The organism is Microbacterium sp. NPDC076895 (assembly GCF_040687115.1).
GTDB lineage: Bacteria > Actinomycetota > Actinomycetes > Actinomycetales > Microbacteriaceae > Microbacterium.
This window is the reverse complement of sequence record NZ_JBFBMQ010000009.1, coordinates 39933-65971: the sequence shown is the minus strand read 5'-3', so window position 1 is coordinate 65971 and position 26039 is coordinate 39933. Positions and strand designations below refer to the sequence as shown.

The 26039-nt window shown below is 67.3% G+C and carries 25 protein-coding genes, 1 tRNA gene and 2 pseudogenes; 23 read left to right on the top strand and 5 right to left on the bottom strand.

All coding sequences use genetic code 11. The annotated features are described in order from the left end of the window. Nucleotides 1–57: 57 nt before the first annotated feature. The gene (locus AB0O89_RS09590) at nucleotides 58–2745 is read right to left on the bottom strand and encodes a phosphoenolpyruvate carboxylase (protein ID WP_363496780.1); all 2688 of its coding nucleotides are present in this window, start codon (nucleotides 2743–2745) and stop codon (nucleotides 58–60) included. 166 nt (nucleotides 2746–2911) lie between these two features. Between AB0O89_RS09590 and nhaA the strand changes: the two genes are divergently transcribed. The 16 genes and pseudogenes from nhaA to AB0O89_RS09510 all read left to right on the top strand — a co-directional run bounded on the left by nhaA (nucleotide 2912) and on the right by AB0O89_RS09510 (nucleotide 15514). Continuing rightward, nucleotides 2912–4087 carry a Na+/H+ antiporter NhaA gene (gene nhaA, locus AB0O89_RS09585; RefSeq protein ID WP_363496777.1) on the top strand — a complete coding sequence of 392 codons (1176 nt, stop codon included), beginning with the start codon at nucleotides 2912–2914 and terminating at the stop codon, nucleotides 4085–4087. Continuing rightward, nucleotides 4084–4779, top strand: a complete 696-nt coding sequence (locus tag AB0O89_RS09580; RefSeq protein WP_363496774.1) for a MazG nucleotide pyrophosphohydrolase domain-containing protein — start codon at nucleotides 4084–4086, stop codon at nucleotides 4777–4779. Before nhaA ends, AB0O89_RS09580 begins: the two co-directional genes overlap by 4 nt. Nucleotides 4780–4810: 31 nt before the next feature. Next, nucleotides 4811–6061, top strand: coding sequence for a histidine--tRNA ligase (hisS, locus tag AB0O89_RS09575; protein WP_363496901.1), 1251 nt, complete (start codon nucleotides 4811–4813; stop codon nucleotides 6059–6061). A 68-nt stretch (nucleotides 6062–6129) separates the two neighbouring features. Beyond that, on the top strand, nucleotides 6130–6969 hold the full coding sequence (locus AB0O89_RS09570) for an SGNH/GDSL hydrolase family protein (protein ID WP_363496771.1): 840 nt from the start codon (nucleotides 6130–6132) through the stop codon (nucleotides 6967–6969). Nucleotides 6970–7008: 39 nt separating this feature from the next. Continuing rightward, complete coding sequence (locus AB0O89_RS09565; protein WP_363496768.1) at nucleotides 7009–7677, top strand: O-methyltransferase; 669 nt, start codon at nucleotides 7009–7011, stop codon at nucleotides 7675–7677. 105 nt (nucleotides 7678–7782) lie between these two features. Beyond that, entirely contained in the window at nucleotides 7783–9063 is a 1281-nt protein-coding gene (eno, locus tag AB0O89_RS09560; RefSeq protein ID WP_300591612.1) for a phosphopyruvate hydratase, read from the top strand. A 35-nt stretch (nucleotides 9064–9098) separates the two neighbouring features. Further along, entirely contained in the window at nucleotides 9099–9632 is a 534-nt protein-coding gene (locus tag AB0O89_RS09555) for a septum formation initiator family protein (protein ID WP_363496764.1), read from the top strand. A gap of 41 nt (nucleotides 9633–9673) precedes the next feature. Then, nucleotides 9674–10225 (top strand): DUF501 domain-containing protein, encoded by a 552-nt coding sequence (locus tag AB0O89_RS09550; protein ID WP_363496761.1) that lies wholly within the window; start codon nucleotides 9674–9676, stop codon nucleotides 10223–10225. A 71-nt stretch (nucleotides 10226–10296) separates the two neighbouring features. Then, complete coding sequence (locus AB0O89_RS09545) at nucleotides 10297–11523, top strand: S8 family serine peptidase (protein ID WP_363496898.1); 1227 nt, start codon at nucleotides 10297–10299, stop codon at nucleotides 11521–11523. A 23-nt stretch (nucleotides 11524–11546) separates the two neighbouring features. Next, on the top strand, nucleotides 11547–12929 hold the full coding sequence (locus AB0O89_RS09540; RefSeq protein ID WP_292708826.1) for an FAD-dependent oxidoreductase: 1383 nt from the start codon (nucleotides 11547–11549) through the stop codon (nucleotides 12927–12929). A 53-nt stretch (nucleotides 12930–12982) separates the two neighbouring features. Then, nucleotides 12983–13055: transfer RNA gene (locus AB0O89_RS09535), tRNA-Leu, on the top strand. 239 nt (nucleotides 13056–13294) lie between these two features. Beyond that, a complete protein-coding gene (locus tag AB0O89_RS09530) occupies nucleotides 13295–13432 on the top strand; it encodes a hypothetical protein (protein ID WP_300593082.1) in 138 nt (45 codons plus the stop codon). Continuing rightward, nucleotides 13429–13518 (top strand): K(+)-transporting ATPase subunit F, encoded by a 90-nt coding sequence (kdpF, locus tag AB0O89_RS09525; protein WP_300593079.1) that lies wholly within the window; start codon nucleotides 13429–13431, stop codon nucleotides 13516–13518. Before AB0O89_RS09530 ends, kdpF begins: the two co-directional genes overlap by 4 nt. Before the next feature lies 1 nt (nucleotide 13519). Beyond that, nucleotides 13520–13744 (top strand): annotated as a pseudogene (locus AB0O89_RS09520) (potassium-transporting ATPase subunit KdpA); the annotation flags it as partial. Beyond that, nucleotides 13737–14837 (top strand): annotated as a pseudogene (locus AB0O89_RS09515) (ATP-binding protein); the annotation flags it as partial. The pseudogenes AB0O89_RS09520 and AB0O89_RS09515, both read left to right, overlap by 8 nt. Next, nucleotides 14834–15514 (top strand): response regulator transcription factor, encoded by a 681-nt coding sequence (locus AB0O89_RS09510; protein WP_300593076.1) that lies wholly within the window; start codon nucleotides 14834–14836, stop codon nucleotides 15512–15514. The pseudogene AB0O89_RS09515 and the gene AB0O89_RS09510, both read left to right, overlap by 4 nt. Here AB0O89_RS09510 and AB0O89_RS09505 read toward each other — a convergent pair. Beyond that, nucleotides 15498–15959, bottom strand: a complete 462-nt coding sequence (locus tag AB0O89_RS09505) for a GNAT family N-acetyltransferase (RefSeq protein ID WP_363496756.1) — start codon at nucleotides 15957–15959, stop codon at nucleotides 15498–15500. The genes AB0O89_RS09510 and AB0O89_RS09505 overlap by 17 nt on opposite strands. Nucleotides 15960–16031: 72 nt before the next feature. Between AB0O89_RS09505 and AB0O89_RS09500 the strand changes: the two genes are divergently transcribed. The 5 genes from AB0O89_RS09500 to AB0O89_RS09480 all read left to right on the top strand — a co-directional run bounded on the left by AB0O89_RS09500 (nucleotide 16032) and on the right by AB0O89_RS09480 (nucleotide 21583). Next, entirely contained in the window at nucleotides 16032–17384 is a 1353-nt protein-coding gene (locus AB0O89_RS09500; protein WP_363496753.1) for a DUF222 domain-containing protein, read from the top strand. 112 nt (nucleotides 17385–17496) lie between these two features. Then, on the top strand, nucleotides 17497–18726 hold the full coding sequence (locus AB0O89_RS09495) for an alanine racemase (protein WP_363496750.1): 1230 nt from the start codon (nucleotides 17497–17499) through the stop codon (nucleotides 18724–18726). Next, nucleotides 18723–20036, top strand: a complete 1314-nt coding sequence (locus tag AB0O89_RS09490; RefSeq protein ID WP_363496747.1) for a D-arabinono-1,4-lactone oxidase — start codon at nucleotides 18723–18725, stop codon at nucleotides 20034–20036. The genes AB0O89_RS09495 and AB0O89_RS09490 overlap by 4 nt, the downstream gene beginning before the upstream one ends. Nucleotides 20037–20102: 66 nt before the next feature. Further along, the gene (locus tag AB0O89_RS09485) at nucleotides 20103–20672 is read left to right on the top strand and encodes a LemA family protein (protein WP_292708368.1); all 570 of its coding nucleotides are present in this window, start codon (nucleotides 20103–20105) and stop codon (nucleotides 20670–20672) included. Nucleotides 20673–20689: 17 nt separating this feature from the next. Next, the gene (locus AB0O89_RS09480; RefSeq protein ID WP_363496744.1) at nucleotides 20690–21583 is read left to right on the top strand and encodes a M48 family metalloprotease; all 894 of its coding nucleotides are present in this window, start codon (nucleotides 20690–20692) and stop codon (nucleotides 21581–21583) included. A 24-nt stretch (nucleotides 21584–21607) separates the two neighbouring features. Here the strand turns inward: AB0O89_RS09480 and AB0O89_RS09475 are convergent, their stop codons facing one another. Then, complete coding sequence (locus AB0O89_RS09475; RefSeq protein WP_363496741.1) at nucleotides 21608–22519, bottom strand: hypothetical protein; 912 nt, start codon at nucleotides 22517–22519, stop codon at nucleotides 21608–21610. Between the two features lie 62 nt (nucleotides 22520–22581). On the opposite strand from AB0O89_RS09475, the gene AB0O89_RS09470 reads away from it, so the two are divergent. Together AB0O89_RS09470 and ilvA are read left to right on the top strand one after the other, a co-directional pair. Next, complete coding sequence (locus AB0O89_RS09470) at nucleotides 22582–23775, top strand: AI-2E family transporter (protein WP_363496738.1); 1194 nt, start codon at nucleotides 22582–22584, stop codon at nucleotides 23773–23775. Continuing rightward, nucleotides 23772–24998 carry a threonine ammonia-lyase gene (gene ilvA / locus AB0O89_RS09465; protein ID WP_363496735.1) on the top strand — a complete coding sequence of 409 codons (1227 nt, stop codon included), beginning with the start codon at nucleotides 23772–23774 and terminating at the stop codon, nucleotides 24996–24998. The genes AB0O89_RS09470 and ilvA overlap by 4 nt, the downstream gene beginning before the upstream one ends. An 11-nt stretch (nucleotides 24999–25009) precedes the next feature. On the opposite strand, the gene greA is transcribed toward ilvA, so the two are convergent. Together greA and AB0O89_RS09455 are read right to left on the bottom strand one after the other, a co-directional pair. Then, entirely contained in the window at nucleotides 25010–25501 is a 492-nt protein-coding gene (greA, locus tag AB0O89_RS09460; RefSeq protein ID WP_363496732.1) for a transcription elongation factor GreA, read from the bottom strand. Between the two features lie 79 nt (nucleotides 25502–25580). Beyond that, a complete protein-coding gene (locus tag AB0O89_RS09455; protein ID WP_363496729.1) occupies nucleotides 25581–26000 on the bottom strand; it encodes a DUF4307 domain-containing protein in 420 nt (139 codons plus the stop codon). Nucleotides 26001–26039 lie beyond the last annotated feature (39 nt).

The following is a 26039-nucleotide window of genomic DNA, read 5'->3' as shown; positions in this document are numbered from 1 at the left end:
CCAGACGCTAACCCTGCCCACCGACACGGATGGCAGCGACGCGCGATCCGTGCAGGATCATCCCGTGTTCTGCAGGCCCGCCGCGACACCGCTCACCGAAAGCAACAGCAGACGCTGCTGATCGGGATCGGCGGGTGCGTCCGATGCCGCGGCATCCCGAAGCCCGCGCAGCGCCCGCAGCTGAAGCAGCGACAGCGCGTCAACATAGGGACTGCGGAGCTTCACGGCACGCTGCAGGACGGGCTTGTTGGCGAGCACCTCGTCGCCGCCGGTGAGCCTGACGACCCAGGAGCGCGTCAACGTCATCTCATCGAGCACGAGCCCGGCGAGGTCGTCACGGTCACCGAGTTCGAGATAGCGGCGCGCGATCCGTGGGTCGGTCTTGGCAAGACTCATCCCGACGTTGTCGATCATCGTCCTGAAGAGCGGCCACTGCTCATAGGCCTCGCGCAGCAGCTCTTCATCACCGACGGCATCCAGCGCGGTCCCCAGGCCGAACCAGCCCGCGAGGTTGATGCGCGCCTGAGCCCAGGCGAACACCCACGGGATGGCGCGGAGGTCAGCGAGGGATTCGACCGACAGGCCGCGCCGCGCGGGACGTGAGCCGAGGGCCAGCAGCCCGATCTCTTCCATCGGGGTGACCTGCGCGAACCACGGCGCGAATCCGGGGGCTTTGACCAGATCGAAGAAGCGCTGACGGGATGCCGCATCCAGCGTCGCCGCAACCTCAGCGAACTTTCGAGCGGCCCCGCTGTTGCGCCGCTCGATTGAGGGTGCGGATGCCAGCAGCACGGCGGCGGCAACCTGATCGATGTGGCGCATCGCGATCTCGGGGTCGCCGTACCGGGCGAAGATCACCTCGCCCTGTTCGGTGAGCTTGAAGCGGCCGTCGACCGAGTGCGGCGGCTGCGCGAGGATCGCGGAGTTCGCGGGCCCGCCACCACGACCGAGCGCACCGCCGCGACCGTGGAAGAGCGTGAGTTCGATGCCTTCGTCCTTCGCCCAGGCGGCGATGTCGGCCTGTGCCTCATAGAGCGCGAGGGTGGCAGCGACGGGGCCGACATCCTTCGACGAGTCGGAGTAGCCGAGCATGACCTCCAGGCGTCGACCGGTGCGCTCCAGGCGATCCGCGAACTCCGGGTGCTGCACGATCTCGGCGAGGATCCCGGGCGCAGCCTGCAGGTCGGCGAAGGTCTCGAACAGCGGGATCACGTCGAGCACCGGCATCCGCCCGCCCTCGCCGACCGCGTAGCGGGCCAGGCGATGAACGTTCGCGAGGTCCTCGGCGGACTGCGTGAACGACACGATGTAGCGGCCCGCTGCTGCAGGTCCGTACCGCTCCTGCAGGAAGGCGATCGTGCGGAACACCTCGAGCACGTCGTCGGCCTGCTCGGAAAGCTCGCCGGTCGATCCGGCAGCCGCATCGAGTTCGGCCAGTACCTTCGCGTGCACTGCCGAGTGCTGCCGCACCTCGAGCTCGGCAAGGTGGAAGCCGTAGGTCTCGACCTGCCAGATCAACTGCTGCAGGTGCCCATAGGCCTGGCGGGCAGCCCCTGCCGCGACGAGCGAGTCCTGAACCGTGCGCAGGTCGGCGAGGAACTCGCTCGGCTCGCGATAGGCAAGGTCGGCATCCCGCAGGCGGGTCGCGTCGATCTTGCGTGCGAGCATCAGCAGGATGCGGCGGTGCGGCTCATTCGGCGACCGCTTCGCGATCTCGGTAGCCGCCTCTTCGTCCGCAGCCTTCAGGCGCTTCCAGAGGGCAAGCAGCGCGTCGGAGGGCGGCGTCGTGTCGGCATCCAGGGTGAGCGTCCGCCCGATGCGCTGCGTCGTGCGCTCGAGTCCCAGCAGGATGTGCTCGGCGGCGATGCCCGCGGCCTTGCGCGTCACGGATGCCGTCACGAACGGGTTCCCATCACGGTCACCGCCGACCCACGACCCCACACGCACGAAGGGGCTCACCAGTGGTGCGCGACCACCCGCGTTCGTGCCCTGCAGCATGTCATCCAGGCGCCGATACACCGCCGGGACCACGGTGTAGAGGGTCTCGTCGAAGATCGCCATGACCGAGCGCACCTCGTCGACCGGCGACGGCTTCTCGGGGCGAAGCGGGGCGGTGCGCCACAGGGTGTCGATCTCTTCGACCATGCGCCGTTCCAGACGCGTCGGGTCGTTGCCGTCGCGCAGGCGATCGTCGTGCTCCTGCAGCAGCCCCGCGAGGCGACGGATGCTCGATGAGATCGCCCGGCGACGCGCTTCGGTGGGGTGCGCCGTGAAGACGGGGTGGAAGCGCAGCGTCTGCAGGCGGGCGAGCGCGGCATCCTCACCGATTTCGTCGGCAAGGCGCGCGTAGGCAGCCTCGATCGAGTCGGCTGCGCCCTCGCTGTCGGGGCGGCCGTCGCGCTCGCGCACGATCCGCACCCGCTGGTGCTCTTCGACCAGGTTCACGAGGTGGAAGTATGCGGTGAAGGCGCGGGCCACCTCGTGGGCACGCTCGATCGAGAACGACTCGGCAACCTCGGTGGCATGTGCAAAGGCCTCGGGTGTTTCATCCGTGTAGGCCTGGATCGTCGCGAGGCGCAGGCGCTCGACATCCTCAAACAAGCCGGGCGACCCGCTCTCGCGGAGCACCTCGCCGAGGAGGGAGCCGAGCAGGCGCACGTCGGCGCGCATCTGTTCGGGGATCTCTTGACCCGCTTCGTATCGGCCGACGAGGTCGATGGCTTCGGTCCGGGTCAGTTCGTACATGCAGTCCACCGTAACGGCCAGGTGTTTCATCAAGGTGACGTGTGACGACTCTTGACAGGGTGCGATCCGAGTCGTCTTCGAGGCGCAAGAGCCCCGCCGGTAGGATAGGGGGTGGAGAGCCGGGAAGTCTGGTCGGCATCGGCTGCCGCATCCCCGAAAGGACTCCATGTCGTTGCTTCGCTCTGCGCGCTTTCCCGCCATCATGCTGCTTGTTGCAGCCGCCGCGGGACTCATCATCGCGAATTCCCCGATCGGCCACAGTGTGCAAGATCTGCAGCACACGTATGTCGGCATCCCCGGTGTCTTCGAGCTCTCGGTGGGTCACTGGATCGCGGACGGTCTGCTTGCGCTGTTCTTCTTCGTCGTCGCGGTCGAGCTGCAGTTCGAGCTCACCAACGGTCAGCTCAACTCTGCTCGGAAAGCGCTTCAGCCGGCGATCGCCGCGGCAGGCGGGGTGATCGTTCCGATAGTCGTCTACCTCGCGTTCGCGTGGGGCACGGAGTCTGCTGACGGATGGCCGATCCCAACCGCGACAGACATCGCGTTCGCCCTCGGGGTTCTCGCCGTCTTCGGCCGAGGCCTTCCCTCGGGCGTGCGGATCTTCCTGCTCGCCCTCGCGATCCTCGATGACATCGTCGGCATCATCTTCATCGCTGTGCTCTTCACCGACGGCGTGAACATCGCGCTCCTTGCGGCAGCGGCAGTGCTCGTCGTGATCTTCGGGTACCTCAGCCGCAAGCTCGACACGCGGGCGCGCGCCGCGGTCATCCCGATCCTCCTCGTGCTCGCCCTCGCTACCTGGGTTCTGGTCTACCTCTCGGGCGTCCACGCCACGATCGCCGGCGTCGCCCTGGGGCTTGCGATGGCGCAGCAGCCGGCTCTTCACACCCGGCATGCGATGGAGCCGTGGGTCAACGTCATCGTGCTTCCGCTGTTCGCCTTCTCGTCGGCGCTTGTCATCATTCCGGCGGTGTCGATCGAGGAACTCACGCCGGCCTTCTACGGCATCCTGATTGCGCTCCCCGTCGGAAAGATCATCGGAATATCGCTGTTCGGGTGGATCTCGCAACGCGTCGCGCACGACCCCGCGATGCCGCGACTGCCGATGGCTGACCTCCTTGCCGCCGGCGCGCTCGGCGGCATCGGGTTCACCGTGTCGCTGCTGCTGTCCGAGCTCGCGTTCGAAGGCAACGACCTCCTCACCGACGAAGCAGTGCTCGGCGTGCTCTCGGGCTCGCTGATCTCGGTCATCATCGCCGGCATCCTCGTGTCTGCGCGTGCCCGTCACTACCGCAGGCGGGCAAGCGCCGTCACCGAATCCAGCGAAGCAGCAACGTCATGACAGACCCCATCGAGCCGACGTCGGCAGACCCGTTGCGCCGCGCTGCAGACACGATGCGAGTGGTGCGCGACCGGTGCGTCTGGACGCAGCAGATCGATCATCGGGCACTCGTTCCTTACCTCGTCGAAGAGAGTGCCGAACTCATCGACGCAGTCGAGGTGGGGACGCGTGCCGACCTGCGCGAGGAACTGGGCGATCTGCTCTGGCAGGTGCTCTTCCATGCCGAGATCGCCTCGCGCGACAGCGACGATCCGTTCGACATCGATGATGTTGCCCGCACCCTCACCGACAAGATGGTGCGTCGGCATCCGCATGTCTTCGCCGGCGAGACCGCCGACACGCCCGAGCAGGTTCTGGTCCTGTGGAACGCTGCGAAGGCCGAAGAGAAGCGCAGCCGCACGAGTGTGCTCGATGGCGTAAGCGAACGGATGCCGACGCTAGCGCTCGCGCAAAAGCTGGTGGGGAAGGCCTCCTTGCTGCCGGCAGCCGTAGTGCCACCGGCGCGTGAGGCCGGTTCGGATGATCCCGCCACGCCTGCCTCCGAAGCCGAACTGGGCGACGCGCTCCTCGCCCTCGTCGCGGCCGCCCGGGCCCGCGGTTGGGATGCGGAGCGCGCACTGCGCCAGCGACTGCGCACACTCTCGGAAGAGATCCGGGCTGCGGAAGCTGCGCCTGCCGACCTGGAAGAATAGGCCGGTGCCACCCGTCACCCCGCCGCGCGGCATGCGCGATTTTCTCCCCGCCGACAAGGCTCGCCGTGAGCGCGTGCTCGCCGTCATCCGTCAGCGCTATCGCGCCCACGGCTTCGACGAGATCGAAACTCCGGTGGTCGAGGACTACGAGCGGCTACACGCCGGTATCGGTGGCGACAACGAGAAGCTCGCCTATAACGTCCTGCGGCGCGGACTGGATGCCGACGGCATCCGTGCGGCAGCCGACGATCCCGCGGCACTCTCCGATCTGGGTTTGCGATACGACCTGACGGTGCCGCTCGCGCGCTTCTATGCGAGCCACCGGGCCGAGCTTCCGGGCGTCTTCCGTGCCGTGCAGATCGCGCCGGTGTGGCGGGCAGAACGCCCCCAGAAGGGTCGATACCGGCAGTTCGTGCAGTGTGACATCGACATCATCGGCGATGCTTCCTCGCGCGCCGAAGCCGAGCTGATCACCGCGACCCTCGACGCGCTGGATGCCCTCGGGCTCGAGGGCGGCATCGTTCGCGTGAATGACCGTCGCCTGTTGGATGCGATGCTCGATCACTTCGGCTTTCCCGAGGCAGAGCGCCCGGGCGTGCTCATCACGATCGACAAGCTCGACAAGATCGGCGCCGCCGGTGTCGCCACCGAGCTGCGCGAACGCTCGGCGGCGCCCGAGGCTGTTGACGCCTTTGCGGAGTTCCTGGCGCGTGAGAAGGGCACGGTGAGCCGTTTCGACGACGAGCAGATCCGCGCTGCGCTGCCCGACGGGCTGGCGGGTGATGCGATCGGCGCGCTCGCCGCGATCGGCGAGGCAGTCGCGGCAGCGCGCGGGGGAGAGGCTCCGCTGGTGTTCGACCCGTTCCTGGTGCGCGGCATGGGCTACTACACCGGCACGATCTTCGAGATCGCCCACCCGCTGGTGTCCTACTCGCTCGGTGGCGGGGGACGCTACGACGGCATGATCGGCCGGTTCCTCGGCCAGGACGTTCCCGCCGTCGGATTCTCGCTCGGCTTCGAGCGGATCGTCGACCTTGTCACCGATGCGGCCGATGACGACATCCACGCCGTCGTGCTCGTTCACGATCGCGAGGTCGAGGTTGCCGAGCTGATCGCCCTGAAGTCAGCGCTGGTGGCCCGGGGGAGCCGCGTGCGGCTGGAGCAGCGCCCGAAGAACCTCAAACCGCTGCTGGAGCGGGCGACCGCCGATGGGTACACCCACTTCGCTGCAGTCCGCCCGGGCGCGACGGTCGACACTCTCGAGATCAAGCCGCTCGGCTGATTCGTTCGGCGCTCATCCGTTCACCGGCGCGTCAACGGCGATTCAGCTCGAGAGGGTCAAATCGCCGTATGAGCCGGATCACGACCGGAGTGCTCTGGGGAGCTGCCGTGGTGGGCGCTGTGGCGACGACGGCGCTCGCCGCACGCACGCTGATCGACCGCCAGGCCGCGCAGGCACGGCGACTGATCGGCAAACCGCTTGGTGAGGACGCGCTCGAGGCAGATCGGGTGTGGCGCCGCAAGCTTGAAGGTGACCCGATCGAGCTTCTTGTGCTGGGGGACTCGATCGCGGCGGGTCTTGGCGCGCAGCGGCGCAAGGAAACGCTCGGTGCGCGTCTGGCGATCGGACTCGCGAAGAAGGCGAAGCGCCCCGTGCGACTACGCACCGCGGCGGTCGTCGGGTCGGAATCTTCGGCCTTGGGTGCCCAGCTCGACGAGCTCGCTGATGACTATCGGCCGGATGTCGCCGTCATCATCGTCGGCGGCAACGACATCACGCACCGCGTCGCCGTCTCCACCGCCGTGCGGCACCTTGTCGTGGCGATCGAACGGCTGCGAGCCCGCGGCGTGCAGGTCGTGGTGGGAAGTTGCCCAGACCTCGGGGCGCTGCGACCGGTGCCGCAACCGCTCCGATCGCTGGGCTCGCGGATGTCGCGCCAACTCGCCGACGCGCAGGAGGAGGCCGCGGTCGGCGCCGGGGCCTACGCCGTGTCGCTACGTCACGCGGTGGGACCGTTCTTCATCTCCCAGCCGGACGAGATGTTCAGCCTGGACCGCTTCCACCCGAGCCCGCTCGGCTACCGGCGCACCGCCGAGGCTCTCCTCCCGGCGGTTGCGGGAGCCCTGGGCTACGGGAAAACAAGCGCTGCGACCCGGCATCCGACGGGGAAATCAGATCCAGCGCGCTGACCCGTTGACCGCACAAGCCGGGCACGGTTGGCTGATGCCATGCCAGATCCCACCCCGGACGCGTGGACCCGAGTCGATCACTACCTGACCGACACGCTCGTCGACCAGGATGCTGCGCTTGATGCCGCGCTGGCAGAGCAGGGCCGCGCGGGGCTGCCAGCCATCGAGGTGGCTCCCGTGAACGCGAAGTTCTTGCACCTGCTCGCCCGGATCGCCGGCGCCCGCAGGATCCTTGAGATCGGCACTCTCGGCGGCTATTCGACGATCTGGCTGGCCCGCGCTGTGCCGAGCGCCGGAACAGTGGTCACGATCGAGGCGGAGCCGGTCAACGCCTCCATCGCGCGGGCCAACCTCGACCGAGCGGGTATCGGGGATCGCGTCGACGTTCGCGTCGGGCGGGCCGCAGACGTCCTGCCGACCCTGGTGGGGGAGGACCCCTTCGATCTCGTCTTCATCGACGCCGACAAGGAATCCAACACGGTCTACCTCGACTGGGCTGCGCGCCTCGGGCGTGCGGGAACCGTCGTGGTCGTCGACAACATCGGCCGGTCAGGCCAGGTCGCCGATCCTCACGACACCACGAGCCAGGTCGTCGGTACCCGGCGCGGGCTCGAGATGCTGCGCGATGATCCGCGGTTCGATGCGACAGCCCTACAGACCCTGGACCGCAAAGGATGGGATGGGATCGCGCTCGCGGTGGTGGTCTGAGCTTTTCTCCGCCCGAGCGGGCCTGTGGCGCGGCATCCGTCGTCACTAGACTCGACGTGGACCGACGACGCTCCGACACAACCCTCCCAAACAAGGAGTCCTTTCGTGGCATTGATTGAGGCTGTAGGCGCGCGCGAGATTCTCGATTCGCGCGGCAACCCGACCGTCGAGGTGGAAGTCCTCCTCGAAGACGGCACCGTTCAGCGGGCGGCCGTCCCGTCCGGCGCATCCACCGGCGCATTCGAGGCGTATGAACTGCGTGACGGCGACAAGAGCCGGTACGGCGGCAAGGGCGTGCTCAAGGCCGTCGCTGCCGTCATCGACGAGCTCGGGCCGGCGCTCGAGGGTGTCGATGCCAGCGAGCAGCGCATCGTCGACGAGATTCTCATCGAGACCGACGGCACCGACAACAAGTCGCGCTGCGGCGCCAACGCGATCCTCGGCGTGAGCCTGGCCGTTGCCAAGGCCGCGGCCGACAGCGCAGACCTGCCGCTGTTCCGCTACCTCGGCGGACCCAACGCGCACGTGCTGCCCGTTCCGCTGTTCAACGTCATCAACGGCGGTGAGCACGCCGACAACGGCATCGACTTCCAGGAGTTCTTCCTGGCCCCCATCGGCGCCGAGACCTACGCCGAGTCGCTGCGCTGGGGCACCGAGACCTACCACGTCCTCAAGGGGGAGCTGAAGGCCGCGGGCTTCGCTACCGGCCTCGGTGACGAGGGTGGCTTCGCTCCCGACCTGCCGAGCAACCGCGAGGGCCTGGACTTCCTCATGAAGGCGATCGAGAAGGCCGGCTTCACCCCCGGCAAAGACATCGCCGTGGGTCTGGATGTCGCGGCCACGGAGTTCTTCTCCGACGGCGTGTACACCGTCGAGGGCAAGCCGTGGACGGCGGCTGAGCTCACCGACTACTTCGCCGACCTCGTCGCGAACTACCCGATCGTCACGATCGAGGATGCGCTGGCCGAAGACGACTGGGACGCCTGGAAGGCGCTCACCGACGCGATCGGCTCGAAGGTGCAGCTCGTGGGCGACGACCTGTTCGTCACCAACCCGAGCCGCCTGCAGCGCGGCATCGACCTGGGCGTCGCCAACGCTCTGCTCGTGAAGGTCAACCAGATCGGCACGCTGTCCGAGACCCTGGATGCCGTGGCTCTGGCCACCTCGAACGGTTACCGGTCGATGCTCTCGCACCGCTCGGGCGAGACCGAAGACACCACGATCGCCGACCTCGCGGTCGCCGTGAACTGCGGTCAGATCAAGACCGGTGCGCCTGCTCGCAGCGAGCGCGTCGCGAAATACAATCAGCTTCTGCGCATCGAAGAAGAGCTCGGCGACGCGGCAGTCTTCGCCGGTCGTGGAGCCTTCCCCCGTTTCAAGGGCTGATGCGCTCGAACTGACCTGACGAGAGGGGAGCCGTGATGACCAGTCCGGCTCCCCGTTCTCGTTCCCCCCGGTCCCGCTCGCCTCGCCGCGTCGACGTAAGGGGCTGGCTTGGCGGCATCCGGCTCTCGGGCTTCATGGTGATCATGCTGGGACTCGTGGTCCTCGCAGCCTTCGTGTTGGTTCCCACCGTCGGCACCTACCTGGAGCAGCGACAACGGATTGCTGCGCTCGAGCAGGCAGTGAAGGTGACCGAGGACCAGATCGCTGCCCTCGAGACCGAGAAGGACCGGTGGCAGGACCCGGCCTACATCACAACCCAGGCCCGTGAGCGGCTCTACTACGTGCGCCCCGGTGAGGTCGTGTACCTCGTCGACAACGACCTGCCCGATTCGGCGATACCCGCCGAGCAGGCGCCGGTGAGCGACGAGGTGGTGCAAACCACGACCGACTGGATGTCGCAACTGGTGCGGTCGGTGACCGCAGCGGGGCTTGCGAAGACCGCGGCCCTTCCAGTCATCGGGGTTCCCGATCCGCAGCCGTCTTCCTCGGAGTCGGCTGTCGCCCCGTGACGCGCAGCGGGACTTCAGGAGCGGGTCGGTAGCCTGGAGGAGTGTCCAGGCCCCCGTTTGCTCCCGTCACCGAGGCTGAGCTCGCCGTCCTGCGCGAGCAACTGGGTCGCCCGGCTCGGGGAGTGCTCGGGATCGCCGCTCGCTGCGCGTGCGGAAACCCCACGGTTGTCGCCACCGCCCCGCGGCTCCCCGACGGCACCCCGTTCCCGACGTTCTACTACCTGACGCATCCGGGTGCGACGGCGGCGATGTCAGTGCTCGAGGCTGACCACACCATGCATGAGCTTGCCGATCAGCTCGCGGCAGATGAAGAGATCGCGGACGCGTACCGCCTCGCGCACCAGAGCTACCTCGACGACAGAGCTCGCTACGGAGACCCGGAGGAAATCGCGGGGATCTCGGCGGGCGGGATGCCGACGCGGGTGAAGTGCCTGCACGCCGTGCTGGCGCACTCCCTCGCGGCGGGCCCGGGGGTGAATCCGATCGGGGACCGGGCGCTCGCGCTGTCGGACTGGTCGCCGGATCGTTGCGTGTGCGCCGACCCGGGAGCTGCGACGCGCGCGGTGGATGCCGTATCCGAGGAGCTGGCGTGAGTGCCGCGGTGGCGACGGATCGCCGCCGCCAGCTCGGTCGACTCGCTGCAGTTGCGCTCGCGATCGCGGGCATGATCGCTCTGCCCGGGTTCACCGTCACGCCCTCGCCGTCGCCATCTGATTCCGACCCACTGCGGGCAGCCGAGTATTGGCTCGACGATTACGGCATCCGGGACGCTTGGCAGACCTCCACGGGCGCCGGCGTCAAGATCGCCATCATCGACACCGGGATAGGCAAGGGCCCCGTGGAGTTCTCGGGAGTCGTCGGCGGCACGGATGTCTCCGGTCTCGGATCACCAGATGGACGCACGCCCGTGGGAGCCCGCGATCCCGATCACGGCAGCTGGGTGGCGTCCCTCGCCGCCTCCCGCGGTACGAGCCCGGTGACGGGCATGCTCGGTGTGGCACCGGATGCCGAGCTCCTCTCGATCTCCGTGGGATTCGGCGTCTCGGCATCCGTCCCCTTCACCGAGCAGATCGCGCAGGCGATCTATTGGGCTGTCGACAATGGCGCCGACATCATCAATCTGTCGTTCACGACGAACACCCCGGACTGGGATCGCAGCTGGGACGACGCGTTCATGTACGCCTTCGAGCACGACGTTGTCGTCGTGGCAGCGGCAGGAAACCGGGGGAGTGGAACGGGAGTTGTCGGTGCGCCGGCGACGATCCCCGGTGTCCTCGTTGTCGGTGGTGTGGACCCCCAAGGGCGCGCGAGCCGCGAGGCATCCACGCAGGGCATCACGATCGCCGTGGCGGCTCCCAGCGAGAACCTCCTCGGAGTGTCAGCGGACGGCAAGGTCGTCGAGTGGGACGGCACGAGCGGCGCCGCGCCCATCGTGGCGGGGATCGCGGCACTCGTGCGGTCCGCGTATCCCGACATGGATGCCGACGATGTCATCAATCGCATCATCCGTACCGCCACGCCACCTGCCGGGGTGACAGACCTTCCCGACCCGCTCTACGGCTACGGACTGGTGGATGCCGAGGCCGCGGTGACGGCATCCGTGCCCTCGGTCAGCGAGAACCCGCTCGGCAGTCTCGCGGAGTGGATCACGATCTACCGTCGAGCCAATCTCGTGCCTGATCCCGAGCCGACAGTTCCGCCCGCCGCCGTCGAGCCCCTCCCTCCCGTCGAGCAGCAGGCTGCGGGATCGCCGCTCCTGCCGAGCACCGAGTCGCTGCTCTACGGGACGGTCCCGCTCGCGGCGGGCACGGTCGCGGCTATACTGGTGGCGCTCGGCGTCACCGCTGCTGTCCGACGCGTCCGATTGGCGTCCCGCGCCCCCCGCCGCTGAAACATCTCAGGAGTTCTCCCATCGTGAGCAACACCACCCCCAGGATCCTTATTGTCGGCGGAGGGTATGCCGGCTTCTACACGGCCTGGAAACTCGAGAAGCACCTTCGCCGCGGCGAAGCACAGGTCACGATTGTCGACCCACTTCCTTACATGACCTACCAGCCGTTCCTTCCCGAGGTGGCTGCGGGCTCGATCGAGGCCCGCCACTCGGTGGTGTCGCTGCGTCGTCATCTCAAGCGCACGCGCGTTGTGACGGCGAAGATCACCGGTATCGACCACGCCAACAAGGTGGCGACGGTCACCCCAACGCTCGGCGAGCCCTGGCAGGAGGAGTACGACCAGATCGTCGTCACCGCCGGCGCCGTCTCGCGGACCTTCCCGATCCCCGGAATCGCCGACAACGCCATCGGTCTGAAGACGATCGAAGAGGCGGTCGCCATCCGCGACAAGCTGTTCTCGAACTTCGACAAGGCAGCGACCCTTCCTCCCGGCCCCGAGCGGGAGCGCCTGCTCACGGTCGTCGTGGTCGGCGGTGGGTTCGCGGGCATCGAGGTTTTCGCTGAGCTTCGCTCGATCGCATCCGCACTGCTGAAGAAGTACCCCGAGCTGAGCTTCGAGGAGACTCACTTCCACCTCGTCGAGGCGATGGGCCGAATCATGCCTGAGGTGTCGCTCGAGACCAGCAAGTGGGTCATGAAGTCCCTCGGTGAGCGCGGCGGCGCCGTGCACCTCGACACACAGGTGACCGGAGCGGTCGGCGGCAACGTCGAGCTGTCTACCGGCGAGGTCATTCCGAGCGACCTGATCGTCTGGACCGCCGGTGTCATGGCCAACCCGACTGTCGTCCGTGGCAGCGACCTGCCCGTCGAGGAACGTGGTCGCATCCGCACCCGTGCCGATCTTCGTGTCGGCAGCGAGGACGAGATCGTCGAGGGCGCCTGGGCTGCGGGTGACGTGGCCGCAGTGCCCGACCTGACCGGTGGCGGCGTTGGCGGCTACTGCGTCCCGAACGCACAGCACGCCGTGCGTCAGGCCAAGCTCATGGCGAAGAACATCACCGCGGTCCTGCGCGGCGAGCTTCCCGTGGAGTACGTGCACAAGAACCTCGGCGCTGTCGCAGGCCTTGGCTTGTACAACGGTGTCTTCCAGTCGGGCAAGCTTGCGCTCAAGGGCTTCATCGCCTGGCTTGCGCACCGTGGCTACCACGGCCTGGCGATGCCGTCGTGGGAGCGCAAGTGGCGGGTCATCTGGGGTTGGTGGAACAACCTGTGGCTGGGTCGCGACATCGTGAACCTGTCGACCGTCCAGCACCCGCGGTACGTGTTCGAGGAGTTCGCGGCACGCCCGAAGCCTCCGGCTGCGTCGGCGGTGCCCGCCAAGGAGCCCGCGGGCACCAAGTCCTGACACAACGCGTCGCCGGCGCCCCTGCGGGGTAGCGTGGGAGCGCCGACAACGGCGCCCCCGTAGCCCAATGGCAGAGGCAGGCGACTTAAAATCGCTCAAGTGTGGGTTCGAGTCCCACCGGGGGTACGAGGCACGGTGCCGCGCGCAGCGCGGCGGCGTGCCTCGTCGCTTTGGTGGGCGAGAGTCACACTCGGGCCCACGCCGCCGGAGGCTCCGCGCGGCGCGGAGCATCGTCGAGGATCCGTGAGCATGCGGGTCGTGACCGTATGGATTCCGTGAGGATCGTCGACCCCGCTGCGGGGAAGAGGTTGCATCTGTTCAGCGCCCGTCATCCGACGGCGTAACAGCAACCCCGGGAGTTCCCCGTGCTCGACGTCATTTCCGTGGCCGCTACGCTCGCCCTGTTCGCGCTCGTCGGCCTGATCGCAAAGGGGGTCGAGCGGCTGATCCGGCCGTCTTCGGACCCTTCTCCCTCCCTGCCGGTCGCAGGTGAGCGCCGATGATCGTGTTCTCTGTGCTTGCCGTCACGCTCGCGGTGGCTGCGCTCGTCTATCTCATCGTTGCGCTGCTGAACCCGGAGAGGTTCTGACGTGGATGCTTCGACGATCTGGGCAGGCATCCTTCAGATCTGCACCGTGCTGCTGATCCTCGCCTTGCTCCACCGCCCCCTGGGCGACTGGATAGCCCGTACCTACGCGTCGACGAAGGACTGGCGCGTCGAACGAGGCGTATACCGGCTGATCGGAGACGATTCGCGCTCTGAGCAGACATGGCAGGCCTACGCGCGGGGCGTTCTCGTCTTCTCTGCGGTCGGCTCGTGCGGCGCGTCATGCCCGGCGCGCCACCGCCGAAGCCGAGCTCATTGGAACTGTCGCGGGCTCGGTGCTGCGTGGTCAGGGCGCCGTTCCGGCCCTCGTTGCTCGTGCGCGCGAGGCGTTCGGAATGTCCGGCGCCCGCCTCGTCGGCGAATCGGGCGAGGTGCTCGCAACCGACGGCGAGCCGCTGCCGAACGGGCGACACAGCGACGTACCCATCGGCGAGCGCGCGAGGTTGGAACTTCACGGCGGCGATCTTGACGCATCGGAGCGGCGCTTGTTGGGTGTTGTGGTCGCCCAGCTCGACGCCGCGCTCGAGCAGACGGCACTCCAGGAAACCGCCCGGGCAGCCGACATCCTTGCTGAAGCCGATCAGGTCCGCAGCGCCCTCCTCTCGGCGGTGAGCCATGACCTTCGTCGCCCGCTCGCCGCCGCGCTTGCCGCTGTCGGCGGGCTTCGCGCCGCGGGGGCCGCGCTCGGTGAGCAGGACCGCGCGGATCTGCTGGACACAGCAGTCGAGAGCCTCGACACCCTCTCGCGGCTTCTTACCGACTTGCTCGATGTCAGTCGGATCGAGGCCGGAGCACTCGCCGTCTTGCTGACGTCGACGGATGTCGGAGACGTCGTGCTCGCTTCGCTCGACGAACTCGGTTTGGGTCCGAGCGCGGTGGAGCTTGCTCTGGACGTGGGGGTGCCGAATGTGCTCGCCGACCCCGTGTTGCTGCAGCGTGTCGTGGTCAACCTGCTCTCCAATGCACAGCGTCACTCGCCGGTCGGTACCGCGGTGAGAGTGACGACCAGCGTTCTCGGTGATCGCGTTCAGGTGCGGGTCATCGACCGTGGTCCTGGCATCTCGACGGATCGTCGATCCGACATGTTCACGCCGTTCCAGCGGCTGGGCGACACCGACAACACGACGGGGCTCGGGCTGGGGCTTGCGCTCTCCCGCGGTTTCACCGAGGGTATGCGCGGGACATTGACGGCCGAGGATACTCCGGGCGGTGGCCTGACGATGGTGGTGGAGCTTGGCACTGCACCTGTGGCCGAGGATGACGATGCGGCTGCCGACGAGCGGACGGGCGTGGCGTCATGAAGGTTCTGGTCGCAGACGACGACCCGCAACTTGTGCGGGCCGTGCGCATCACGCTCGCGGCGCACGGTTACGACGTCGTGGCGGCCCCCGACGGACCGACGACGATCGCGCTCGCCGCCAAGGAATACCCCGACGTGATCATGCTCGATCTCGGGATGCCGCACCTCGACGGGGTCGGGGTCATCCACGCCATTCGAGGCTGGAGCGAGGTGCCGATCATCGTGGTGTCAGGACGTTCGGGTTCCGGCGACAAGGTCGAGGCGCTGGATGCCGGCGCAGATGACTACGTCACCAAACCGTTCCAGATCGATGAGCTCCTCGCACGTCTGCGTGCACTGACACGGCGGTCCTCATCGGCGCCGACGGGAGAATCCGTGGTGCGCTTCGGGGACGTCGAGGTCGATCTGTTAGCCAAGAGTGTTCGGCGACGCGGCGCCCGTGTTCATCTCACTCCGACCGAGTGGCGGATGCTGGAGTTCCTCGCCCGCAACCCCGGCACTCTGGTGACGCGGCAGACGCTGCTAAAGACCCTCTGGGGCACCGAGCAGGTGACGGACACCGGGTACCTGCGTCTCTACATCTCGCAGTTGCGTAAGAAGTTGGAGGTCGACCCCAGCCACCCGGTCCATCTGCTGACTGAATCGGGGATGGGCTACCGACTCAACCTTGAGGCTTGATCGCCCGCGACCACGCCCGTTCGTTGTGCAGTTGTCCGGTCTGCTGGAAGAACCGAACCTGATGGGTGTTCGCTAGCGCCTCTGCAAGCTCGTATCTGTTGGCAGGTTCAAAACCCAACTGCTGCCAGAACGGGCCAGAGCGCCGGCTGAATAGCCACGCACGTGTCGCGCCTCCCTCGGCTGCCCGAGCGAGAGCGAACCGTGCGAGGGCGTTTCCGCGGCCGCGGGCGCGAACAGGAGTCGCTACGGCAACACTCCGAATGAGCGCGTGATCACCATCTCCGCTGAGCTCGTAACCCGTGCTTCCGACCATTTCTCCCGAGTCGTCTCGCTCGACCCAGATTCGTACTCCCGGTTCCTCGATGCCGCTGATCGTAAGGTCTGCTGTGGCCAGAAACGTCGTCAGATCCGCGATATCACGAGCGAGGCACGGGCTCAGGTCCACTCGCCAAGTCAATCACTCGTGGCTCGTGAAGCTCGGGGTGTGAATGTCGGAGGCCCCTCGTAGTGTCGGGGTATGGAAGCAGTCGGTGCGGGTGATTCGGGGCGGTGGCCCGGGGTTCCGGATGCTGACGGGTTCGTGCATGAGGGGGATGTGCGGGAGTGGGATGCTGAGGTGGCCGGCTGGGTTCCACCGCGTCCGGATGCTGTCGCTCTTGTGCTTGAGGCTGCTGATCTTGAGGCGGTGTTCGCTGCGCAGCGGTTCGCTCGGGTCGATGACCTGCGCCTGGAGGCCCTCGATGACGTCACCCGGTACGGGGGTGGATCCCGGGAGCTGGTGATGCGGTCCCTGCGGCTGGAGCTCGCGTCGGCTCTGCGGGTGACGGAGAACGCGGCAGGAATGATGCTCGCTCGCGCCGAGTCGCTTGTGCACTCGTACCCGGCGGTGTTGGAGTCGTTGTCTCGGTCGCGGGTGACCGTTCGGCACGCGGAGATCCTTGTCGATGACCTCGACGTGTTGGGCCCTGATGTTGCGGGACGGTTGGTGGGGCGGGCGTTGGGGTTGGCGGAGTCGTTGCCGGTGGGGTCGTTCCGGCGGGCGCTACGCCGCCTGATCGACCGGGAAACCGCCCCCACGTTGACCGAGCGTCACCAGGTGGCGGTGCGGGGGCGTCGGATCCTGGTGGAGCCTGCGGGGGATTCGATGTCGTGGGTGCACGCTCTGGTTCCGTCGGTGGAAGCCCATGCGATCTACGGGCGTGTCACCCAGCAGGCGGTGGTGATCCGTGACCACGACCGCGGTTCGACCCGGGGCGGTTCGCCCGATGGTTCGGGGGAGCGGTCGTTGGATGAGATTCGTGCTGACGTGTTCTGCGATCTCCTCATCGACGGGACTGTGGCCCAGCACCCGGAGCAGGCTCGGGGGATCCGCGCGACCGTGGTCGTCACCGTCCCCGCCCTGGCGCTGCTGGGTGTTGAGGGGGTGACCGATCCGGCGGAGGTGGAGGGGGTTGGTCCGATCCCGATCGAGACGGCCCGGGAGCTGGCCGGTAACGCGTCGGGGTGGATGCGGGTTCTGACCCACCCGGAGACCGGGGCCGTGGTCTCGGTTGGGCGCACGAGGTATCGGCCACCGCCGGAGATGGCGAGACTGGTGACGTGGCGGGCTGACAGGTGCATGGGCCCGGGATGCGGGAAACCTGCCTCGCAGTGTCAGATCGATCATTCGGTCGCGTGGGCCGACGGCGGTGAAACGTCCGTGACGAACACGGCACCGCTGTGCCAAGGCCACCACACCGTCAGACACCACGGCGGGTGGGTGATCACGCATCTGGGTGACGGGTCGTTGGAGTGGGTATCCCCGCACGGCCGCCGGTATGTCGTGAAACCTGAACGACACCTCCCCACCTTCTACCCCAACGCCGCCTGAACATGCCTTGGAGCAGGCAACGATAGATGTGCTGGGTCCGCGGCGCGAGCTCGGCGAGGTGATCCGTGCACGCCGTACCGGTGAGCTCGCGTTCGGCCAGTAGAGTGCCGTCATGGTGTCGCTTGCTCAGTCCATGGCGGATGCGAAACAACCGGCTCCCGACGCCGCCACCTATTGGCGCAGACAAACGGATGCGATAGCCGACGTTTCCGGCCCCGTGGCGACTCTGCACCTCGGGGCGCTGCGGTACAACGCGCTCGACATGGCGGTGCGCGCTGCGGGCGTGCCCATTCGTGTTGCAAGCAAGTCCGTCCGGGTGCGAGAGGCGATCGACGCAACCCTGGCGCTCCCGGGTTACGTCGGCATCCTGGCCTTCACGCTGCCCGAAGCGCTCTGGCTCGCCGAAACACATGACGACGTCGTGCTCGGATATCCGACTGTTGACCGCGCTGCCATCGCCGCTCTCGCCCAGAGCGAGGAGGCCTGCGCGCGCATCACCCTCATGGTCGATGATCTTGCCCAGCTCGACGTCGTTGACGCCGTCGTACCGCCGGGCGCACGACCGACGATTCGCCTCGCGATCGACGCTGACGCTTCCTGGCGTGCTCCCGCGCTCGGTCATATCGGTGTGCGTCGTTCGCCCGTGCACGAACCGGGGGAGGTGGCGAGCCTCGCGCGGGCCATCACCAGACGCGACGGTTTCCGACTCGTCGGACTCATGATGTACGAGGCGCAGATTGCGGGCCAGGGCGATGCTACCGGTTCTGGTGATGGCCTCATTCGATGGATGCAGCAACGATCCTCGGCCGAGCTTCTGGCGCGACGTCAGGCGATCGTCGCCGCCCTCCGCCCGATCGCTCCGCTCGAGTTCGTCAACGGCGGCGGCACCGGATCACTGGAGTTCACGGCATCCGACCAGGCCGTCACCGAGGTGACGGCGGGAAGCGGCCTGTTCGCCGGTCACCTCTTCGACGGATACCGGATCTTCGCGCCACAACCAGCTGCGGCCTTCTCGCTTGAGGTGGTGCGCAAGCCGACTCCCGACATCGCGACGGTGCTCGGCGGCGGATGGATCGCGTCAGGACCGCCCGTCGCGTCGCGCCAACCGAAGCCGGTGTGGCCCGCGGGCCTTCGTACACTGCCTCGCGAAGGAGCTGGCGAGGTGCAGACCCCGTTGCAGGGAGAAGCCGCTCGAAGCTTGAGCGTGGGGGATCGGGTGTGGTTCCGCCATGCCAAGAGCGGGGAGCTCGCCGAGCGCGTGGATCACTATCTGCTCGTGGATGGTGACAGGGTCGTCGGCGAGGCGCCGACGTATCGCGGCGAAGGGAAGGCATTCCTGTGACACGACCCGGTGGTACCTGGCAGAACTGGGGACGCTCGGCGCGGGTGCGACCGCAGAGCGTCGAGTTCCCGGCATCCGCGGATGCCGTGCAGCGGTCGGTGCAGGCAGCCCTCGCTCGAGGCCGACGTATCAAGGCGGTGGGGGCCGGGCACAGCTTCACGGGTATCGCGATCGCGCCCGACGTCCTGCTCGATCTGACCGATCTCTCGGGTCTCGTTTCCATCGATCACGAACGTCGTCGCGTCACTCTGCGTGCCGGAACGCGACTGCACCAGATCCCGGGGCTTCTCGCGCCGCACGGGCTGGCGATGCAGAACCTCGGAGACATCGACCGGCAGACCATTGCCGGTGCTATCTCGACAGGGACGCACGGAACCGGCGCGGCGTTCGGCGGGATATCCACCCAGATCGTCGGTGTCACGCTCGTCACGGGAACCGGCGACATCCTGCGGGTGAGCGACACCGAGAACGCCGACCTCCTTCCCGCCGTCGCGCTCGGACTCGGCGCCCTCGGCATCCTGGTCGATGTCACGGTCCAATGCGTCCCTGCCTTCGTGCTCGAAGCAACGGAGCGCCCCGAGCCCCTCCTGGACGTGCTCGATACGCTCGATGACCGGGTCGCGAGCACCGACCATTTCGAGTACTACTGGTTTCCGCACACGGATGTCGCGCTGACCAAGTCCAACACGCGTCTGCCCGAATCCGCCGTCCGCAAGCCCCTGCCGACGGTGGGGAAGTGGGTCGACGAGACACTCCTCGCGAACGGTGTCTACCGAGCGGTGTGCGGTGTCGGTGCGCGCGTTCCCGCCGTCGTGCCCCCGTTCTCTCGGCTCGCGGTCAAGCTCACCGGCAACCGCGACTACACCGACCGTTCCAACCGCGTATTCACCCAGAGCCGCACCGTGCGTTTCCGCGAGATGGAGTATGCGCTCCCGGCCGCGGCGGTGCGTCCGGCTTTCGACGAGATGCGCGCGCTCATTCGTGCCCGTGGATGGCGGATCTCCTTCCCCGTAGAAGTGCGATTCGCCGCCGCCGATGATCGGTGGCTCTCGACAGCGCACGACCGCGACTCGGGCTACATCGCTGTCCACCGATACTGGCGCGAAGACCCCACGGAGTACTTCACCGCCGTCGAGCAGATCATGCTCGCCCACGGCGGAAGACCGCACTGGGGCAAGATGCACACGCTGGATGTTGAGCAGCTGCGTGAGCGGTACCCCCGGTTCGATGACTTCGTGTCGCTACGCGACCGGCTCGACCCGCGTCGTGCGTTCCAGAACACCTACCTGGAACGGGTTCTCGGCGCCTGATCCGGTGGTGGCGGCACCCGACGCACTCACAGTCAGCGAGCAGCCGAGTCCCCTAGGATGGGGGCCATGTGGGAGTGGCTGATCCCGGTACTGATCGTCGTGGCGCTCATCGTCATCGTCGGTATCTATCTCTGGGCGACATACAACTCGCTTGTGCAGCTGAACGTGCGTGTCGATGAGGCGTGGAGCGACATCACCGTCCAGCTCAAGCGACGAGCGGACCTGATCCCGGGTCTGATCGAGACCGTCAAGGGCTACGCGGCCCACGAGCGAGCGGTGTTCGAGAACGTCACCCAGGCGCGAGCCGAGACACTCTCCGCATCCGGGCCCGCAGAGGCTGGTGTCGCCGAAGGCCACGTGCAGCAAGCGCTCAAGTCGCTGTTCGCCGTCGCTGAGGCCTACCCCCAGCTGCAGGCCAGCACGAACTTCCTGCAGTTGCAGCAGGCGCTGGTCGACACCGAAGACAAGATTCAGGCATCCCGCCGCTTCTACAACGGTGGCGTTCGCGAGTTGAACACGAAGATCAAGGTCTTCCCGAACAACCTCTTCGCGAAGAATCTCGGTTTCACTGAGCGGGAGTTCTTCGAGGTCGTCGACGGGGCAGCGATCTCCGAGCCGCCGCGCATTCAGTTCTGATCGACCCCTGAGGTCGCATGTACAGCGCCATCGCGCGGAACAAGCGCAACACCTGGTTCATCCTCGTCCTGTTCGTCCTGGGCCTGGGAGCCATCGGGCTGCTCGCCGGATGGCTCATGGGCAACAACTGGTGGGTGACCGCTTTCGTGCTGATCTTCGCCGTCGGCTACGCCACCGTGCAGTACTTCGCGGCCGACCGTGAGGCGCTTGCGATGGCCGGCGCCATCCCTGTGTCCCGCGAGGAGGCGCCGCGCTACTACCGGCTCGTCGAGAACCTGTGCATCACGACCGGCACACCGATGCCGCGCTTGTACGTCGTCGAGGATGCCGCACCGAACGCCTTCGCCACCGGCCGTAAGCCCGAGGAGGCTGCGATCACCGTGACGACGGGCCTGTTCGAGATCATGACCGACCGCGAACTCGAGGGCGTGCTGTCACACGAGCTCGGCCACATCCGCAACTACGACATCCGGGTGTCGCTCATCGTGTTCGGCCTCGTCGTGGCGGTGGGGCTGCTGGCCGACATCCTGATGCGCATGGCGTTCTTCGGCGGTCTGCGCCGCTCCGGGGGCAACAACAGCCAAGCGCAGCTGTTCTTCCTCATCTTCGGCATCGTCGCAGCGATCGTCGCACCACTTCTGGCTGGTGCGGTCCAGGCCGCGATCTCGCGTCAACGCGAGTACCTCGCCGACGCAACCGGCGCGCTCACGACCCGCGACCCGGACGGCCTCGCCTCGGCACTGGCCAAGCTCGAGGAGCACGCGCAACCCCTCCGCCGCGAGAACACGTCGATGGCCCACCTGTGGTTTGCCAACCCGCTCAGCGCCAAGGGTATGTCGCGCCTGTTCGCAACCCACCCGCCGATCCCAGACCGCATCGAGCGCTTGCACACGATGGGCGGGCAGTTCTGAGGTTGCCGGTCACAGCCGAGTCGGTCAGTCGACCGACAGAACGAGCTGGTTGCCGCTGAAGACCATGCCTCCGCGCAGCGACCAGTCGTCGGAGCGATAGGTGAACGTTCCCGGCGCACCGTCCCTGGTCGTTCCGGATGCCGTCGCGACGAGGACCCCGCCGGTAGCGGCAAAGCTCGACAGGTCCTCGGCAAAGGCGAGCGTCGGTGCCGTCTCGACGCGGAAAGAGAGCGAGGTCAGTGTGGCGAGGTCTGCGGCCCAGGGAACCCGGATGCCGCAGTTCTCGGGCACCGCATCGGCAGGAGCGGTGCATGCGTCGACGTATGCCTGCACCTGCGCGGATGCCGTCTCAAGCGCGGTGTCCGAGAGCTGCGGCTGCAGTGCTGCTGTCGCGGCCGAGCCAGGTGCCACGGCGACGGTCAGCGCTCCGGTCAGGATGCCGACCGGAGCGGCGTCGATCTCGTAGAGCGCGGGCAGCAACAGGACGGGTTCGTTCACCCCGAACACCGCTGTGCCGATCGCGGCGGCGTCACCGAGTGTCGAGGTGATCGTGACAGTACCGAGCCCGTCTGGGGCGACTTTCCAGCCGGTGGGAGTCTGCTGAAGCATCAGCTCACCCGAGCCGGAGGTCGAATCGAGGGTGTAGGTAATCGTCGCGGTGGCAGTCTCGCCATCCTCGATGACGCCTGTGACCTCGGCATCCGAGATCGTGGCAGTAGCCCCCGCGAACGCGGCTTCGATCAACGACGGATCGAGGCTGTCGGAGGCGACGAGATCCAACGCCGTGTCGGCGTCGCCGCCGACCAGCGCACGGAGGTAGTCCTCGGCGACTGCCTGCGGTCCCGGCGGGCGCTGGAGAAGCCACAGCACAAGTCCGGCGACTGCCAGAAGCACGACTCCCGCCGCAACGACGGCGATCAGGGGGCCACGTTTCACACCCCCACGCTAGCGCGCCAGCACATCCGGTTCACGGCATGTGCCAGTTCTAGACTGAACGGATGAGCACGTCCGACGACAAGCCCACGGGGTCGTTCTTCGACGCGATCCGGGACCGGCGACGGATCGTCACGATGCAGCAAACGCGCGGCATCCCCTCAGGCTTCCAGCTTGCCGCCGCGTACGCGTGGCGCTTCCTGGTCATTGCCGCGGCGATCGGTGTCGGGATCTGGCTCGTCATTCAGCTCAAGTTGCTGGTCATACCGCTGCTGATCGCGATCCTGATCACGGCGCTGGTCTGGCCCGCGTTCGCGGGGATGCTGCGCCTGCGCTTCCCCAGGTGGCTTGCGATCGCCATCACCGTCCTCGGCACGGCAGCGATCGTCACCGGCTTACTGTGGCTCGCCATCTGGCAGATCACGCGCGAGTGGTCTTCGGTACAGACGCGTACGATCGAGGCCATACAGCAGTTCCGGCAGTATCTGATCGACGGGCCGCTCCACCTGACCGAGACCCAGATCGATGACCTGCTCGCGCAGGCCTGGACCTTCATTCAGCAGCAGGCAGAGCTCCTGTGGTCGGGTGCGCTGGCCATCGGCACCACGGTCGGGCACGTCGCAACAGGGGCGCTGCTCACAATCTTCATCCTCCTTACCCTCCTCGCCGACGGATCAGGGATTTGGCGCTGGACTACGCGGCTGTTTCCGCGAGCGGCGCGACCCGCTGTCGATGGCGCCGGCCGTGCCGGCTGGGTGACCGTCGCCAACTATGCACGAACCCAGTTGCTCGTCGCCACGATCGACGCGATCGGGATCGGCTTGGGTGCGTTCCTGCTCGGCGTTCCGCTCGCGATCCCCATCGCGGTGCTCGTGTTCCTCGGTTCCTTCATCCCCATCGTCGGTGCCGTCGTCACCGGCGCGCTCGCCGTTTTTCTTGCCCTCGTCTACAACGGACCCTGGATCGCGCTGTGGATGCTGGTGGTCGTGCTCGGCGTTCAGCAACTCGAGGGTCATGTGCTTCAGCCGCTTCTCATGGGATCGGCGGTCAAGGTGCACCCCCTTGCCGTCGTCCTCGTGGTCGCCGGCGGCGCGCTGATAGCAGGCATCCCGGGAGCCCTCTTCGCCGTGCCGCTCGCCGCGTTCGTCAACGTCGTGGCGGTCTACCTCGGTGACCGGGCATGGGAGCCCGGTGCGAAACGCGACGCCCCCGACCTGATTTGGTCGACAGTTCCCCGCCCGAGGAGAATCAGCACGTGAGCATCCCCACCCTGGCCGAGATCGAGGATGCTGCAGCAACTCTCTCCGGCGTCATCCGACGCACCCCGATGGACGAGTCCCTGCATTTGACCGACCTCCTCGGCGTCCCTGTCGCACTCAAGCTCGAAAACCTGCAGCGGACCGGCTCGTTCAAGATCCGCGGTGCTGCGTATCGGCTGTCGCGGCTGACCGAGGATGAGCGCGCGCGCGGCGTCGTTGCTGCATCGGCAGGCAACCACGCCCAGGGAGTTGCGCTTGCTGCCCGCGAGCTCGGCATCCCCGCGACGATCTTCATGCCGCTCGGGGTGCCCGTTCCCAAGCTCCTGGCCACACGCGGCTATGGCGCTGACGTCATCCTCGAGGGTGCCACCGTGGAGACCCCGCTTCGCCTCGCGGCTGAGTTCGCGGAGCGTACCGGCGCCGTCCTGATTCACCCCTTCGACCACGGGGATATCATCACCGGGCAAGGCACCCTCGGCCTCGAGCTGATGGATGACATGCCCGACCTCGATACCGTCATCATCGGGATCGGCGGCGGGGGATTGCTGTCGGGTGTCGCTGCCGCGGTGAAGGCGCGCGCCGCGGCAGTCGGCCGCACGGTGCGCGTCATCGGTGTGCAGGCCGAAAACTCCGCGGCCTACCCCGCGTCGCTCGCAGCCGGGCGACCCCTAGAAGTTGCCACGCGGGCGACGATCGCCGATGGAATCGCCGTCGCCCGGCCGGGCGATCTGCCCTTCGAGATCATCAGCCAGCTGGCGGATGAGGTCGTCACCGTGTCGGAGGACGACATCGCGCGGGCGCTCCTCGTGTTGCTCGAACGTGCGAAGCAGGTCGTCGAGCCTGCTGGGGCGGTCGGCGTCGCCGCCATCCTCGCCGGTAAGGTCACGGCTCAGGGTCCGACCGCGTGCGTCCTGTCGGGCGGCAACATCGACCCGCTTCTGCTGCAACGCGTCGTCGCACACGGACTGTCGGCATCCGGCCGCTACATGACGATGCGCATCCCCTTGCCGGATCGCCCGGGACAGCTGGCCCGGGTCTCAGAACTGCTTGCGCTTGCTGGCGCCAACGTCATCGAAGTCCTGCACACCCGTCACGGGCAGGGTCTTCAGATCAGCGAGGTGATCCTGCAGTTGAGTGTCGAGACGCGCGGTGAAGAACACAAGGCCCACGTCATCGCGACGCTCCACAACGCCGGGTTTGTCGTCCACGTCGACGCGGACTGACCTACGGCGGCCTACTGCCCGCCGTAGGTCTCGACCTTGACGATCTCGACCGCGATCTCGCGCCCGTTGGGTGCGGTGTACGACGTCGTGTCGCCTTCCTTCAGGCCCAGGATGGCAGAGCCGAGCGGCGACGCCTCGCTGTAGACATCGAGCTCGGACCCGGCACCGATCTCGCGGTTACCGAGAAGGAAGACCTCTTCTCCTCCGGCGACGATAGCTGTCACGACCGTGCCCGGCTCGACGACGCCCCTGCTCTCGGGCGCGACGCCCACTGTGGCGTTCTTGAGCAGCGCCTGGAGCGTACGGATCCGAGCTTCCTGCTTGCCCTGCTCGTCCTTGGCGGCGTGGTAGCCGCCGTTCTCCTTGAGGTCGCCTTCTTCACGCGCAGCTTCGATGCGCTTGGCGATCTCTTCACGGCCGACGGTTGACAGGTGCTCGAGCTCCGCGTTGAGGCGGTCGAAGGCCTCCTGGGTCAGGAAGGTCACCGGGGCATCGCTGGACACGAGCGTCTCCTTTCGTCGGCGCCGATATGGCAAGACGCCCCGGCATCGCCAGGGCGTCGTTGATTACGGTCTGGCTAGATTACGTCACCCAGCACGAGTTGATCAAACCCGTCGTCGCTGCCGCCGTCGTCGGGATCGTATCGACGAACGCGCGGGTGTGCTCGCTCGAGGGCGGGATCACGAGCACCCGCCAGCCGACGATTCCATGCTCTTCGTCCTGCGCCTCAAGGATGCACGCGACTTCGCGTTCAAGCGGCGCGGTGATCTGGAAGCTCAGGCTTACGGTGCCGTCATCGACCACAGCGAACCCGGTGGTGTCGGCATCCACGCTCTCGAGCGAGGTTGCCACCGTCATCCAGCCGAACCAGCCGATGACTGCGACGACGATCGCGAGACCGAGGATGATCACCCAGCGCGAGGGGCGCCCGCGTCGTCGTCCGTAGCGATCGTCGAGTTTCGCGCGGATTGTGTCGTCAGCGGCGGGGGGTGCGGTAGTCATCGGGGGTGTCTCGTGAGTCGTTAGGCTGGAACTCCAGGC